9 protein-coding genes are annotated in these 16,265 nt (G+C 34.2%); 8 read left to right on the plus strand and 1 reads right to left on the minus strand.

Features of this window, described 5'->3' with window-relative positions; genetic code table 11:
• Window positions 1-49 precede the first annotated feature (49 nt).
• From trmD to RM519_RS13665, 6 genes are all read left to right on the plus strand, one after another.
• The gene (gene trmD, locus RM519_RS13640; protein ID WP_311594386.1) at window positions 50-727 is read left to right on the plus strand and encodes a tRNA (guanosine(37)-N1)-methyltransferase TrmD; all 678 of its coding nucleotides are present in this window, start codon (window positions 50-52) and stop codon (window positions 725-727) included.
• 163 nt (window positions 728-890) lie between these two features.
• On the plus strand, window positions 891-1,241 hold the full coding sequence (gene rplS / locus RM519_RS13645) for a 50S ribosomal protein L19 (protein WP_311594387.1): 351 nt from the start codon (window positions 891-893) through the stop codon (window positions 1,239-1,241).
• Window positions 1,242-1,959: 718 nt separating this feature from the next.
• Window positions 1,960-4,185 carry an NADP-dependent isocitrate dehydrogenase gene (locus RM519_RS13650; RefSeq protein WP_311594388.1) on the plus strand — a complete coding sequence of 742 codons (2,226 nt, stop codon included), beginning with the start codon at window positions 1,960-1,962 and terminating at the stop codon, window positions 4,183-4,185.
• 63 nt (window positions 4,186-4,248) lie between these two features.
• Window positions 4,249-5,064, plus strand: coding sequence for an N-acetylmuramic acid 6-phosphate etherase (gene murQ, locus RM519_RS13655; RefSeq protein ID WP_311594389.1), 816 nt, complete (start codon window positions 4,249-4,251; stop codon window positions 5,062-5,064).
• Window positions 5,054-5,272: a DUF6095 family protein gene (locus RM519_RS13660; RefSeq protein WP_311594390.1), complete on the plus strand. Its 219-nt coding sequence runs from the start codon at window positions 5,054-5,056 to the stop codon at window positions 5,270-5,272. Before murQ ends, RM519_RS13660 begins: the two co-directional genes overlap by 11 nt.
• The gene (locus tag RM519_RS13665) at window positions 5,272-6,324 is read left to right on the plus strand and encodes an ATP-grasp domain-containing protein (RefSeq protein ID WP_311594391.1); all 1,053 of its coding nucleotides are present in this window, start codon (window positions 5,272-5,274) and stop codon (window positions 6,322-6,324) included. The genes RM519_RS13660 and RM519_RS13665 overlap by 1 nt, the downstream gene beginning before the upstream one ends.
• Here the strand turns inward: RM519_RS13665 and RM519_RS13670 are convergent.
• The gene (locus tag RM519_RS13670) at window positions 6,310-6,810 is read right to left on the minus strand and encodes a DinB family protein (RefSeq protein WP_311594392.1); all 501 of its coding nucleotides are present in this window, start codon (window positions 6,808-6,810) and stop codon (window positions 6,310-6,312) included. The two genes, RM519_RS13665 and RM519_RS13670, sit on opposite strands and share 15 nt — an antisense overlap.
• Window positions 6,811-7,004: 194 nt before the next feature.
• Here RM519_RS13670 and RM519_RS13675 point away from each other — a divergent pair, with 194 nt between their 5' ends.
• Together RM519_RS13675 and RM519_RS13680 are read left to right on the plus strand one after the other, a co-directional pair.
• Window positions 7,005-10,358 carry an Ig-like domain-containing protein gene (locus RM519_RS13675; protein WP_311594393.1) on the plus strand — a complete coding sequence of 1,118 codons (3,354 nt, stop codon included), beginning with the start codon at window positions 7,005-7,007 and terminating at the stop codon, window positions 10,356-10,358.
• A gap of 179 nt (window positions 10,359-10,537) precedes the next feature.
• Entirely contained in the window at window positions 10,538-16,264 is a 5,727-nt protein-coding gene (locus RM519_RS13680) for a T9SS type B sorting domain-containing protein (RefSeq protein WP_311594394.1), read from the plus strand.
• Window position 16,265: the final 1 nt, after the last annotated feature.

Consider the following 16,265-nt stretch of genomic DNA (forward strand, 5'->3'; position numbering starts at 1 on the left):
ATTCTATTCTTTATTTGCAAACTGCATTAAACAAGTTATCTTTGCACCTATGCGAATTGACATCATTACCGTTTCTCCTGGCCTATTGCAAAGCCCATTTGAACATTCCATTTTAAAACGCGCCATTAATAAAGGACTTGTAGAGGTTCATTTTCATGATTTACGCAAATACGCCATCAATAAATATGGCAAAATAGACGACTATCAATTTGGTGGTGGGGCTGGTATGGTACTAATGATTGAACCAATTGACAAATGCATTTCAGAGTTACAGAGTGAGCGAACCTATGACGAGATATTGTATATGACTCCTGATGCACCAGTATTAAATCAGGCCATTGCAAACAATTTATCTCTAAAACAGAACATTATCATTCTTACCGGCCATTATAAAGGAGTGGATCAACGAGTTCGAGATAAGTTTGTAACAAAAGAAATTTCTATAGGAGATTACGTTTTAAGTGGAGGTGAATTAGCGGCAGCTGTTGTTTGCGATGCGGTCATTAGACTTATCCCTGGTGTTATTGGAGATGAAACTTCTGCCTTAACCGATTCTTTTCAAGATAATTTATTAAGTCCACCTGTATATACACGTCCGGCTGTGTACGATGGCATGGAAGTTCCCAAAATATTATTGTCTGGAAATTTTCCTAAAATAGATGAATGGCGCGCGGAAAAAGCCTACGAGCACACAAAGAATATCCGCCCAGATTTATTAGAGGATTAATAACAACCTAAAAATAGGTTAATTGGCCTAAAATCAAGGATTAAAAAAACTAAAACTTATTTTTGCGTAACAAAACAAATTCCCTACATTTGCACACGCAAAATCAACCGCTGACGAAAATCGTGAATGTTGGTTTTCTTACAACCATTATAAAAAAATAAAAATGGCAGATTTAGTAAAGTTCGTACAAGACGAGTTTGTAACAAAAAACGAATTTCCTGAGTTTTCAGCAGGTGACACTATAACAGTGTATTACGAAATTAGAGAGGGAGATAAAAAACGTACACAGTTCTTTAGAGGTACTGTAATTCAACGTAAAGGTTCTGGTTCTTCAGAAACTTTTACAATCAGAAAAATGTCTGGAACAGTTGGAGTTGAGCGTATTTTCCCAATTAACTTACCAGCGATCCAAAAGATTGAAGTGAATAAGCAAGGTAAAGTAAGAAGAGCACGTATCTATTACTTTAGAGAACTTACAGGTAAGAAAGCAAGAATCAAAGAAGTTAGAAGATAATAAACTAACATCAAAAAGTTTAGATCCCGATTTGCAATGCAAATCGGGATTTTTAGTTTGTAAACATTTGTTAATAAACCCCGTTTATATCTTGTTGAGAACTAAACACATGAATTTTTGGAAATTATTTAACGCATCTTATATATTTGTAACAAGAAATAACGGAGAAGTGTATTCAAAGTTATTCTTAAATGTTCTTGAACATCGTCTTTTAAATTTAGTAAAAGTATAGTCTATAAAGTATTTAGCATACCATTAGAGAATATATGAATTTAGAAGGCTGTTGGATAAAAGTGCTTAAAACGAGTAATGCTTATTAAAGGGTTACAACAAAGTTTTAGCATGGGATTCAGCAATCGGAGAAACGAAGTAACAAAAGGTTATTTTGGATTGGTTGACATTGAAGTAGCAAGTTCATGTATATCACTATAGAGGGGTTTAGAAATAAACAATCGTTGGGGATTTGAGCGGTGAAAGTTTACGATGAAAAAATTTCTAGGTGTGATACGAAAGTAGCACATATGTTGTAGAATGACTCCAGCAAAAAGCCATAGTAAACGAGCAGTCCTTTATTATGGCTTTTGTTTTTTGCTCTTCTCACAAAAAAAACATTGAAATTTTTAAACATCATCAATAAAACAATCAATTAATCCTTAATTCAAACTAAAAATTTAATGATTAATCCGTAAATTTGCTCGCCACAAAAATTTATCATAACATGACGAGCAATAAATCAATCATAAACTACACCATTACAGATGAAGCTCCTGCATTAGCAACACATTCTTGGTTGCCAATTGTTCAAGGTTTTACAAAAACTGCAAACATAGAAGTACAAACTAAAAATATTTCTCTTGCTTCTAGAATATTAGCAAATTTTCCTGAAAATTTGAGTAAAGATCAAAAGCAAGAAGATGCCTTGACTGAACTTGGTGCATTGGCTAAAAGCGCTGAAGCTAACATTATTAAACTGCCAAATATCAGTGCTTCATTGCCTCAATTAAATGCTACAATTGCAGAATTACAAGCAAAAGGGTTCGATATCCCATCTTATCCAGAAGGTAACTCTGATAGTGACAAAGAAATTAAAGGACGTTATGCAAAAGTTTTAGGAAGTGCAGTAAACCCTGTTTTACGTGAAGGAAACTCGGATCGTAGAGCTCCGAAACCTGTTAAGGAGTTCGCAAGAAAAAATCCTCATAGTATGGGAGTTTGGAGTTCAGACTCACAATCTCATGTGGCTACAATGGGTGAAAACGATTTTGCTTCAAACGAAAAATCTACAACTGTTACAAATACTACGACCGTTAGTATATTACATACAGACACCCAAGGAAATACTACAACTTTAAAATCAGAAGTTACTTTACTAAATGGTGAAATTATTGATTCTACGGCGTTGAGTAAAAAGGCCTTAGTATCTTTTATCGAAAAGGAAATTGCAGATGCAAAAGCAAATGGAATCTTGTTTTCATTGCACATGAAAGCAACTATGATGAAAGTATCAGACCCTATTATTTTTGGTCATGTGGTAAAAACTTTTTTCAAAGATGTTTTTGAAAAACACGGAGACACTTTAGCATCAATTGGTGCCAATCCAAACAATGGTTTAGGAAATATCTTGAAACAATTAGGAGATTTACCTGCAGATAAAGAAGCTGAAATTAAAGCAGACATACAAGCGTGTATTGATAATGGACCTGCATTAGCAATGGTGAATTCTGACAAGGGAATTACCAACTTACATGTACCAAGTGATGTAATTATTGATGCCTCTATGCCAGCAATGATTCGTAATTCAGGACAAATGTGGAATGCTAATGGAGAATCTCAAGATACAAAAGCAGTCATTCCTGATAGTTCTTATGCTGGCGTTTATCAATCCACTATTGATTTTTGTAAGAAACATGGCGCTTTTGACCCAACAACGATGGGATCTGTTTCTAACGTAGGTTTGATGGCTCAAAAAGCAGAAGAATACGGAAGTCATGATAAAACTTTTGAAATTGCTACGGAAGGAGTTGTTAAAGTTGTAAATGAAGAAGGAAATACTTTATTAGAACACAATGTTGAGGCTGGTGATATCTGGAGAGCATGTCAAACTAAAGATTTACCAATTCAAGATTGGGTAAAACTAGCAGTAAACCGAGCGAGAGCAACAAATACTCCAGCTATTTTCTGGTTAGATAAAAATAGAGCACATGATGCTGAATTGATTAAAAAAGTAAACACCTATTTACCAAATCATGATACAACTGGTTTAGATATTAGAATTTTATCTCCTGTTGACGCAACTGAATTCTCTTTAGATCGAATTAAAGATGGTCTAGATACTATTTCTGTTACAGGTAATGTATTACGTGATTACAACACTGACCTCTTCCCTATTTTAGAAGTTGGGACAAGTGCAAAAATGTTATCAATAGTACCATTAATGAATGGAGGTGGTTTGTTTGAAACAGGTGCGGGTGGATCTGCTCCAAAGCACGTTCAACAATTTGTTGAAGAAAATCATTTGCGTTGGGATTCTTTAGGTGAATTTTTAGCATTGGCCGTTTCATTAGAGCATTTTGCTGAAAAGAACGGAAATGACAAAGCGCAAATTTTAGCGGACACTTTAGATGAAGCCACTATTAAATTATTAGATACTGATAAGTCTCCGTCTAGAAAAGTAAATGAGATAGACAACAGAGGGAGTCATTTTTATATGGCATTGTATTGGGCCGAAGCATTAGCAAATCAAAATGAAAATGAGGAATTAAAAGCAATATTTACACCTTTAGCTGAAACCCTAAAAGCGAATGAGGCAACTATTGCTCAAGAATTGTTAGCCACTCAAGGAAATGAAGTTGAACTAGAAGGGTACTATTTCCCAAGTGATTCAAAAGCAAGTGCAGCAATGAGACCTAGTGCAACATTAAATAATACGATTGATAATTTTTAATCGTTACTTAAATAAACTAAAAAGCCTCAATGCAAATTGAGGCTTTTTTTTATCTTTGAAAATATGAGTTTTACAAAAACAACAGAGCAATCATCACATTATAATCATCTTGAAAAAATGTCGGTTAATGAACTATTAACCAATATAAACCAAGAAGACATTACCGTTCCACAAGCAGTTTCTAAAATAATTCCACAAATTGAACAAATAGTTGAAATCATTGTTTCAAAACTTAAAATTGGAGGGCGACTATTTTATATTGGAGCAGGTACTAGTGGCCGCTTAGGAATATTAGATGCTTCTGAATGTCCACCTACTTTTGGCGTATCACATGAACTCGTTCAAGGACTCATTGCTGGAGGAGATACAGCGATTAGAAAAGCCGTTGAAAACGCCGAGGACTCTACTACCCAGGGATGGATAGATCTAAATGAAAAAAACATTAATAAAAATGATGTCGTTATTGGAATTGCCGCTTCTGGAACAACTCCATATGTAATATCAACATTAAAAAAATGTAACAAAGAAGGTATTATTACAGGAAGTATAACAATGAATGAAGGAAGTCCTTTAGCAATTGTTCCAAAATTTCCGATTGTTTGTGTTGTTGGTCCTGAATTTGTAACTGGAAGTTCTCGCATGAAAGCGGGAACTGCTCAGAAATTAATTCTAAATATGATTTCTACTGCAACAATGATCAAATTAGGAAAAGTAGTTGGAAATAAAATGGTAGATATGCAACTATCAAATGAAAAACTAGTGAACAGAGGGACGGAAATGATAATGGATGAATTAAAAATCGAAGCCTCGATTGCTAATGAATTACTATTAAAATACGGAAGTGTTCGTAACGCAATAAACAACTACAATGTCAAATAAAAAAGAAATAATAGTAACTGGAATCAAATATTTAGCAATTACTTTACCGCTGATGTTTTTTGGACCATTTGTCTTAACTATTGGTTTTAGAGCTGCAAATGAAGGCAATTATCTTTTCACCGGAATTGGTATTATTATTTGTTTGGTAGCAATCGTTCTTGGTTTTATTGGAGTTAGGACAATATTAAAAGGCCTGTTCGCCAAATAATGAGTGGAAAAACGTTTTTATACAAACTTAAACATTGGGAGTATTGGCCATCATACATGTTCTACCTACCTAATATTCCTTATGCATGCTATTTGGCTGTAAAAGCTAAAAGCCCTGTTTTTTATAGTGCCGTAAACCCTGGGATTTATAATTCAGGTAACGGAATGGAATCTAAATTTGATACAATTAAAATGATTCCTGAACGTCTAAGACCAAAAACTGTCCTAATATGCGAAGGAGAACCAATAGAAACGGTTTTAGAAAAAATAAAACAAGAGCACCTAAATTTTCCTCTTATTGCAAAACCAGATATTGGTTTTAGAGGTCTTCTCGTAAAAAAAATAAATTCAAGAGAAGAATTAGAGCAGTATCTTCTTAAATATCCGATAAAAGTAATTATTCAAGAATTCATAGATCTTCCAAATGAGTGTGGCATTTTTTATTATAGAATACCGGACGAACAAAAAGGACATATAACTTCCATTACTTTTAAGGAGTTTTTAACCGTTACAGGTACCGGAAAAAAAAGTATTGAAGAGTTAATTACAGAAGACAAAAGAGCCCGATTGTATTTAAATCTTTTACAAGAATTACATGGAAATACTTTACATTCGATTTTAAAAAATGGAGAAAAATTTATATTAAACACCATCGGAAACCATTGTAAAGGGACTCGATTTATAAATGGAAATGATTTTATATCCAAAGAACTCGAGGAGTCATTTGATAGTTTAAATAAAAAAATTGATGGCTGGTATTACGGTCGCATTGATATTAAATACAACCAATTTGATGATTTATTAAATGGAGAGAACTATAAAATTTTAGAAATCAACGGTATTATTTCAGAACCAACTCATATTTATGACGCATCGACTCACTCCTATTTTAAAGCGGTAAAATCCATTGCTACACATTGGAAAACCATTTATAAAATTGCAAAGACAAATCATTTCATCTTACATTTCCCTTATACCAAAACAAGTTCATTTCTAAAAGACTTAGTAAATCTTAAACGATATACAAAAAGATTACATTCATTGACTCGCTAAAGACTTTTCTTTTGGAGTTGTTGGATTAAAACCAAAATCTTCATCGGGAATCTGAATGCCAAGTTGTGAAATAATATACCCTAAACTAGCAAAATGATGAATGGCATGACTATGCGTCTGAATTAACAAACCCCCTAATGTATACGTTTGCTCTACTTTTCCAAGCCCAAGATCATCAATAACAGTTATAAATTGGTCAAGATCTGCAGATTTCAATTCTGCTAATTTTTCCAAAATTTGATTAAAATAGATGATTCCTTCTGCAGTATCCAATTCTACAATTTCATTTCTCTTACGCGCGGTTAAATCAACTTTTAAGTTTGGCAAACCCTCACAAACACAATCAAATACATCCAAAATGTGACGCATATGTCGGCCTATACTAGAATAATATGGAGCGATTGATGTATTGGAGTATTGTTCGTTAGAAATTGAGTTTAATAATTTCACACCTCTGTGCAAATTCATTTCAATCGCTGAAATCATAAAATATTTTTTGGCTGGTTCAATGTTAGATGTAAATATAATAATTATTTACAGTTAAATCTATCTCTTAAAATTATTCATTTTATTTAATTTCTTCCTTGATAAATTATCAAACTCTAAAATAAACAGTCAATGCCACTCTATTGAAAAAATTGCGATTAAAATTCTTTACATTTACACAGATATTTTAATGTGTGGGATCTAAAATTAATTTCTTTTTTCTATTTGTAATAATTTGGCTTTTTAGCATTCCTATTAAGGCTCAACTTAACATACCACCTAATTTATATGCTACTGGAGATCAAGAGTACTGTCCTGGTCAGACTATAAATATTGCAACTGAATTTATTATCAACGATCCCGATGATGCAGGAATTGAAGCCTTATATGTTCAAATATCTAGTGGCTATGAGCAAAACAATGACATCTTAACTTTAACTGGCACACACCCAACAATAATCACACAATGGAATAATACAACTGGAAAGTTAAAATTATACGGAGTTTCAGGAGCAGATGTTCCATACCCTGAGTTAATTGCTGCCATTTTAGGTGTTCAGTTTTCTACAACTAATACGGAATCTGTAAACGATCGTGATTTTTCAATTACTATAGGAGATGCAAACTATTTACCTTTAACAGATCATTTCTATGAATTTGTTCCTTCGCAAGGCATTACATGGACTAATGCACGTACAGAAGCGGCTTCTAGAACATACTTTGGTTTAAAAGGATATTTAGCAACCATTACATCTGCGGAAGAAGCACAATTATCTGGAGAACAAGCCTCTGGCGCAGGATGGATTGGCGGAAGTGATGCGCAAACTGAAGGCGTTTGGAAATGGGTTACCGGCCCGGAAGCGGGAACTGTTTTTTGGAACGGTCTATCCAATGGCTCTACTCCAAATTATGCCAATTGGAATTACAACGAACCTAATCAGGCCGGAGACGAAGATTATGCGCATATCACTGCCCCTAATATAGGTAAACGAGGAGCCTGGAACGATTTAAGTAATACAGGTGCATCAACAGGAGATTATCAACCCAAAGGATATATAGTTGAATATGGTGGGTCAACAGGCGACCCTATATTAAATATTTCAGCAAGTACTACTATAAGAATTCCAACAATAACATCTACAACTTCTAATGAAAGATGCGGAAATGGTATACTTAACCTAGAGGCAACCGCAGATTTCGGAACAATTCATTGGCATGATGCATCGACTGGGGGAAATTTGGTTGGAACTGGCACAATATTTACCACACCTGATATTGTAAATACAACTACTTATTATGTGTCTACTTCAATTGTTGGATGTACGACTGGAGAAAGAACTCCCGTTTACGCTACCATCTATGAAATACCGACTATTATACAAACATCCGGGTCTATTATTTGTCATAATGGCACCGGAGACATTTACGCAACCCCATCATCTGGTGGTATAATAAACTGGTTTGACTCTCCTACTGGCGGTGTTAGTTTAGGTACTGGAAATGCATTTACGACAGGACCACTTATATCTACAACTTATTTTTACGCAGAGGTATCGACAAATAATTGTACCAACCCTATAAGAGAAACTGTTGAAGTTACTGTAAACTCACCAATAGCTCCTACTGGTAATCAAAATCAAACATTTTGTGAATTTGACAACCCAACTATTGCGTCCTTAACAGCTACAGGAAGCAATATTTTATGGTACGATGCCGCTACAGGTGGTAATTTATTATTAGCCTCTGACTTGCTCTTGGATGGCCAGTATTATTACGCATCTCAAAATGATGGTGTCTGCGAAAGTTTTGATCGATTGGAAGTTTCGGTTACGCTATTTGACATGGTAACCCCAACTAACATTGCCCCTATAATTGAATGTGACAACACCTCATTCGGAACAGATTCCGATGGGATAATCCGTTTTAATTTAACTGAGAAAGCAATTGAACTATTGAACGGAAAAAATCCAAGTGATTTTTCTATAAGTTATTTTACCGACAATACTTATTCAAACCAAATTCCAGAAAACTCCACACCAATTAATGGAGATGATATTACCAGTTACTTTAACGATCCAAGTTTAAACGATTCTGATGGTGAGCAAACCATCTATGTGAAAGTTACCAACATAATTGACTCAAATTGCTTTTCTGAGAATTTATTTAAGTTAAAAGTAAATTTATTACCATCTATAAACCCATCTCCATTTGTTCTAGAGCAATGTGATGACGATTTTGATGGATTTAACACTTTTAATTTAACTGAGATTAATACTGAAATCATTACAAACATTACTACCGAAGTTTTTAGTTATTTCGAATCAAACATTGACGCTTTAAATAATTCAAATGCAATTATAGACCCAATAAATTACACGAATGAAATTGCAAACATTGACAATTCTATTTGGGTTCGAGTTGAAAATGAAAACGGGTGTTTTAGAGTTTCTCAATTTGAATTAGTAGTAAAACCATCAGCAATTCCTGCTTCTTTTTTAGAAACATTTTACAATTGCGATGATGGGCAGGATACTAACGATGGCATAGCAACATTTGATTTTAGCAGTGTAACGGCTCAAATTGAAGCTATTTTCCCTGTAAATATTGATGTTCACTACTATCAAAATGAAGCAGATGCAACGAGTGAAATTAATGAAATAACAGATCCTTCTTCTTATCAAAATATCGACAGTCCAGGTATGCAAGAAATTTGGGTAAGAGCTGATAGTTCATTAGGAAATGATTGTTTAGGAAACGGACATCATGTAACATTAATCGTTGAACCTTTGCCTCAATTCGAAGTTATAACTGAAGCCACAGTTTGCCTTAATTTACCTCCGATAACATTAGAAACCTTAAATCCTTCCGGAGCATTTAACTACGAATGGACGGATGCCAATGGAGATTTAATTAGTACTGAACCGACTGCAATTGTGAATTCAAGTGGCGTGTATACTGTTATTGCAAGTTATACAACTTCGTCTGGCAATACTTGTATTTCTGACGCAAGAACGGTAACTGTTTCAGAATCTAATATTGCCTCAATATCCTATGAAGATGTAACAATTACTGACGATTCAGACAATAACACAGTTCATATTAATAACGAAAATGAAAATCTAGGAATAGGTGATTATGAATTTTCATTAGATGACGAATTTGGTCCGTATCAAGATGAGTCTACCTTTGAAATGGTTGCGCCTGGTATTCATACAATATATGTTAGAGATAAGAATAATTGCGGTATTGCAAGTTTAGAAATATCGGTTGTTGGTTTCCCTAAGTTCTTCACACCAAACTATGATGGTGTAAATGACACTTGGCAAATACTAGGAATAAATGAAAATTTTTACCCAACATCGCTTATTTACATTTACGATCGTTTTGGTAAAATTTTGGACAAAATTGATCCTAAAAGTGAAGGATGGGATGGTTTATATAATGGTAAATTATTACCTTCAGACGATTATTGGTTCGGTGTTTTACTTATTGATAAAGACGGTAATACCAGAGAGCGAAAAGGTAATTTCAGTATGATAAGGCGTTAATTTTTTTTCGATATTTAAACGTTTGTTCCGTTAACTTGTCTAAATTTTATTTAGACTTCATTTTTAGTTTTTTCCAACAAAGTGAATTCAAAAAAATTGAAACAAAAAGAACATTTAAGAATTAAACTATAAACTGTAGTTTTAAATTACATTTTAATAGTTGTAGAAAAAAATATTTAATGACCAGCACAAGGTTTACAGTTCTATTTTCAATTGTCTTTTTTTTAGTCGCATTTATTCAGGTAAATGGACAATTGAGTAAAACACATTATATCCCCCCCTTAACAAGTGCTGAATTTGGCAATGCCAATCCAGAAGATCAATACATTTATTTATCAACTCCCAGTGCAGCTAACATTACGTATACTATAATTCCTATTGGTGAACCAGCTACAAACCACATTACAGGAATTGTATCAAACACCTCTCCTCAAGAAATTTATATTGGAAATGGTAGTTCACAACTTTTTATGCCCTCAAGTACCACGAGTACGGTTACCAATAACAAAGGATACATAGTAGAAGCCGAAGACGTAATCTACGTTTCTGTACGAATGGAAGCCGGCGGAGGTGCTCAAGCTGGCGCATTAGTCAGTAAAGGTTTAACAGCCCTAGGCACAACATTTAGAGTAGGAAGCTTTACAAATGAAAATGCTGGAACTAATTACTTAAATTTCGTTTCGGTAATGGCAACTGAAGATAATACCGTTGTATCTTTTAGCGATTTACCAACTGGAATTTCAATAAAAAACTATACCGGAACAACACCAATTTCGATAACTCTAAATGAAGGTGAAAGTTATATTCTAGCAACAAATAGTTCTGAAAATTCTGTTAACCGGGATGGGCTTATTGGAACCCTTGTAACTTCTGACAAAAATATTGTTGTTAATTGCGGCTCTGCGAATGGAAGCTTTCATAATGGCGGAGGTAGAGATTATGGGATTGACCAAATAGTTGATTTATCTAAAGTTGGGAACGAATACATCTTTGTGCGCGGAGATGGTTCAGACAATTGGGAAAATGTATTAATCGTTGCCCATAGCGATAATACAACTATAAATATTAACGGAGTTTCTACCGGTATAACTCTAAATGCGGGTGACTATCATCTTATTGAAGGAAATGAGTACAATTCCTTAGGAAATATGTATGTAGAAACTTCAGAACCTGTATTTGCATATCAAGGACTTGGAGGAAGTGGAGAAGCAAACCAAGGAATGTTTTTTGTGCCTCCGCTAAGTTGCGAAACTAGAGGAAACCTAGACAATATTGCTCAAATAGAAAGTATTGGAAATACGATTTATTCTGGAGGATTATCAATTGTTACAAAAACAGGAGCAACAGTAACAATAAACAATAACCCCATTAGTAGTTATGCTTCTGTAGGGCCAAGCAGTGTTACTGGTAATTCAGATTACATCACATATAAAGTCTCTGGTTTGTCTGGCAATATTTCTGTTCAGAGCGATGATGAATTGTATTGTGCATATTACAACTATAACGGGTTTGCTACGTCAGGTAGTTTTTATTCTGGATTCCCAACGCCACCTGAAATAAATTTTGATGCGGCTTTTGTTTCTTTAGGAATTTGCATACCTAACATTACACTTTCAGTAGCAAATGCCGCTAATTTTGACAGTTTTGAATGGTATTATGATGATGGAACTGGGTATGTAGCAACCGGAATTAACACCGTAGATTACACCCCAACTCAATCAGGAACGTACAAACTCATAGGCATACTCACTTGCTCAAATTTAACGCTTGAGTCTTTAGCAGTGCCTGTAAGTATTTGCCCTGACGATATAGATAACGACGGAATCATAGATAATATTGATATGGACAATGACAATGATGGAATATTAAATTGTCAGGAATCTAATGGAGACCAAAACATCAACTTATCCAATATTAATGGTGGTTCCATTCCCATTGGTGGCTATACTTATACCGGAACTGTTACAACTATAGGTAACGCATCTTCTACTCCGTTTAAAGGAGCAACAGATGGCGGTTTTCTAAGTGAAATACCCAGTAAAAATGGCACTCCCACATCGAGCCTAAACTATGACCTAGTCTTTAATCAAAATTTAAATCTTAGGTTTGAACAAGCAACTTCAACTTCACTTGGTTCAGGACTTTTAACTAATGATGAAGAATTTGTGATTCAGGTGCCAAATACAAGAACTGTGACTTTATTAGATCCTGATGATCAACTATTAGTAGACACTAATTATGATGGTGTTTTTGAAACTGGAGTAACGCAAGTCTCATCCTTTGAAATACGCTTTAAATTAAAAGACGCTTCGTTGCCAATAGGCTCTGGGACGTTTTCTTTTTTAGCAGATAGCATTGATAGATTTAATTATACACATATAAATAATTCAGAAACCTCAACAAACCAAGCGGCCTTTAAAATTACTGCTACTTGTGTAAAACTAGATTCTGACTCAGATGGAATTGAAGATAGTTTAGATTATGATAGCGATAATGATGGCATAACAGATTTAATTGAAAACCAAGGTTTATTACTTAATTTAAGCAATACAGACATTGATAATAATGGTTTAGATGATGTATTCGATATAAATGGAATTCCAATTGATTCTGATACAGATGGAGTTTTGGATTATTTGGATTTAGATAGTGACAATGACGGAATCTATGATATAGAAGAGTCTGTAGGCAACGCTTTAGATTCCGATTTTGACGGTGTCATTGATGGCTCCAACGCAACAACGGTAGGATCTAACGGTTTAGAAGACTCTTTAGAAACGTCTCCAGATAGTGGTATTATTAATTATACAGTTCTTGATACGGACACCGACACAATACTCAATTACCTAGATCTAGATAGTGATGGTGATAATTGTTTTGACACTTTTGAAGCAGGTTTTTCTGACGTAAATAACGATGGTCTATTAGGAGATGTTACGATAACAGTCAATACAAAAGGTATTGTAACAAGTGCTTCCAATGGTTACACTATACCAAATGCAGATTATCTAATTTTTGCACCTATTTTAATTGAATTACAACCAATAAATACTGAAGTTTGTGAATTGTCAAATGCTATTATTACGATAAATTCTTCAACAGCGGATTCATATCAATGGGAAACAACTACTGACGGAATAAATTGGACACCTCTAATTAATGACGCTTTGTATTCAGGGGTACAATCGAATACCCTAACTATTGGAGCAAGTCCTTTAATGTTAAACACTTCTAAATATCGGGTACTTCTTGTCCGAGCTGGCAATAGTTGTAATTTATATTCCGATGAAATTGAATTATCCGTTATTAAACTTCCTATTGCCGCAACACCGTCAGATATGATCCTATGTGATGACGATAATAATGGCACCATGCCTTTTATTTTAAGCAATCAAAATGGAGTAATAAATGCTGATCCGACAATGTCTATTACTTATCATAGTTCACAAAACGACGCAGATCTTAATTTAAATCCAATTTCAGGCCCTTACGAAAGTGGTAATGCTATTATTTATGCTCGAGTTGAGAACACACTAAACACCACTTGTTTTGATACAACATCTTTCAATCTTCAGGTATTTGAGAGCCCTTTTCCACTCGACAGTTCCTCAATTTCTAATCTAGGAAAATGTGATAACAATTCAGTTGGAAACGATACGGATGGAATTATCATTTTCGATTTAACACAAAAAGAAACTGAAATTTTAAACGGTCAATCTTCGACAAATTTTAACCTTCGTTATTTTACAGATTCAAACCTTACTGTGGCAAGTGAAATATTGACACCTACCTCATTCCAAAACTCGGTTAGAAACTTACAAACAATATATGTTATAGTTTCAAATAATTTAGAACCAAGTTGTTATACAGATACATCATTTCAAGTAGAAGTTTTTGAATTGCCCAATGTAAGCACACCAAATTTATACGCGCAATGCGATGATGCTTCCAATGACGGAATTGCATCCTTTAATTTAGAATTACCAAGTATAAAAGAAGAAATTAACCCCAATTATATTTCTGAAAACTTAACGTTTACCTTTTACAATTCGTTAGTTGATGCAAAAAACGGAATCAATCAAATAACAAATTCAGCAAGTTACATCAACACAAATCCTTTTGTAACTGAGGTGGTATGGATACGAATAGAAAATCCAAATGGATGCTATAGAACAGAAACCATTTCGTTAGAAGTTAATCCATCAAGTGCCGCACTTTCAAACTACAATCCAGCACCAATGTATAAATGTGATGATGGAACGAACATTAGAGACGGTATTTCAACTTTCGATTTAAGTCCAATTCAAAATCACATTTCAAATACTATTTTTTCCACATTTAATGTTTCTGTACATTTCTTCGAGAGTTTACTTGATGCTGAACTTGAAACGAATGAAATTACAAACATTAGTACTCATCAAAATACGAACGCTCCAACAGCACAAAGTATATGGGTTAGAGTTAAAAGTGATTTAGGAAATAACTGTTTAGGCTTGCAAGAGTTTACAAATCTAATAAATGTAGAAGCTTTGCCGTTTGCAACGCTAATAAATGAATATAAAGAATGTGATAATGACCAAGATGGAGTTTTCCTTTTTAACACATCTACTTTAGAAAATGATATCTTAAACGGTCAAGACCCATCAACTATTACAATTAATTATTTCGATGCAAGCGGTAATCCTCTAACCGACAATATCGGAACCGGCATCAACAGTCCATTTCCAAATAGTTTTTTAACTGTTTCTCAAACCGTCCATTATACTTTAACCAACAACAGTACTAACGATCCCAATGGTGCATGTACCGATAGTAATACAGTTCAATTTACAGTTGATTTATTACCAATAAATAATACTGTAATAATCTCTCCTATTTGCGACCCGAATCCAGACGACGGTTTATTACTTGCACAATTTGATACTTCAAATCTAGAAACAACTATTGGCGCCCAATCTGGTATGGAAATAAATTATTTCGATGCTGCCATGAACCCTTTATTTGACCTTAATGGAAACGCCATTACAAGCCCCTTCCCTAGTAATTTTACAACTGAACCTCAAACTATTAATGTTGTGGTTACAAATCCAGCAAACAGAACATGCCCAGTAACAAACAGCATCGATTTCATTATTGATGAATTACCTGAATTCTCTGTTGATTCAACAAGAATAATTTGTGAATCTGGACCAAACTCAACCATAACATTAGATGTTTACCAGGATGACCCTTCTGAAGTTTTAGAGTACGAATGGACTGATGAAAATGGAGCATTTGTTTCAAATGCTACTAGCATCGATATTTCGACTTCTGGAACCTACACTGTTACATTGACAAAAACAAATGGATCTGGTTGCTCAAGATCAAAAGAAATTTATGCAGTATATTCAGAACAAGCAAAAATTGATTACGACGATATTACCATTGTAGACGACTCGGACAACAACACAATTACCATTAGCACTGAGAACGAAAATTTAGGCAAAGGTGATTATGAATATTCGCTAGACGATAGTTACGGTCCTTACCAAGACGAACCATTCTTTGATTTTGTTATGCCAGGTATACACACTATTTATATTAATGATAAAAATGGGTGTGGTATTTCAGAAATTGAAGTATCAGTAATTGGATACCCAAAGTTTTTCACTCCTAATGATGACGGACATAATGATACATGGCAAGTTTTAGGAATAGATCAAAATTTTTATAGTGCTTCTATCATCTATATTTATGATCGTTTCGGAAAAATCATCACAAAGTTGAATAGCAATCAACAAGGCTGGGATGGTTATTATAATGGAGTGAAATTACCTGCAGATGATTATTGGTTCTCCGCTCAGTTAATTGATAAAAATGGTGAAGTAAGAAGTCGTAAAGGTCATTTTAGTCTTATTAGACGTTAAA

The organism is Urechidicola vernalis (assembly GCF_031846385.1).
GTDB classification, from domain to species: domain Bacteria; phylum Bacteroidota; class Bacteroidia; order Flavobacteriales; family Flavobacteriaceae; genus Urechidicola; species Urechidicola vernalis.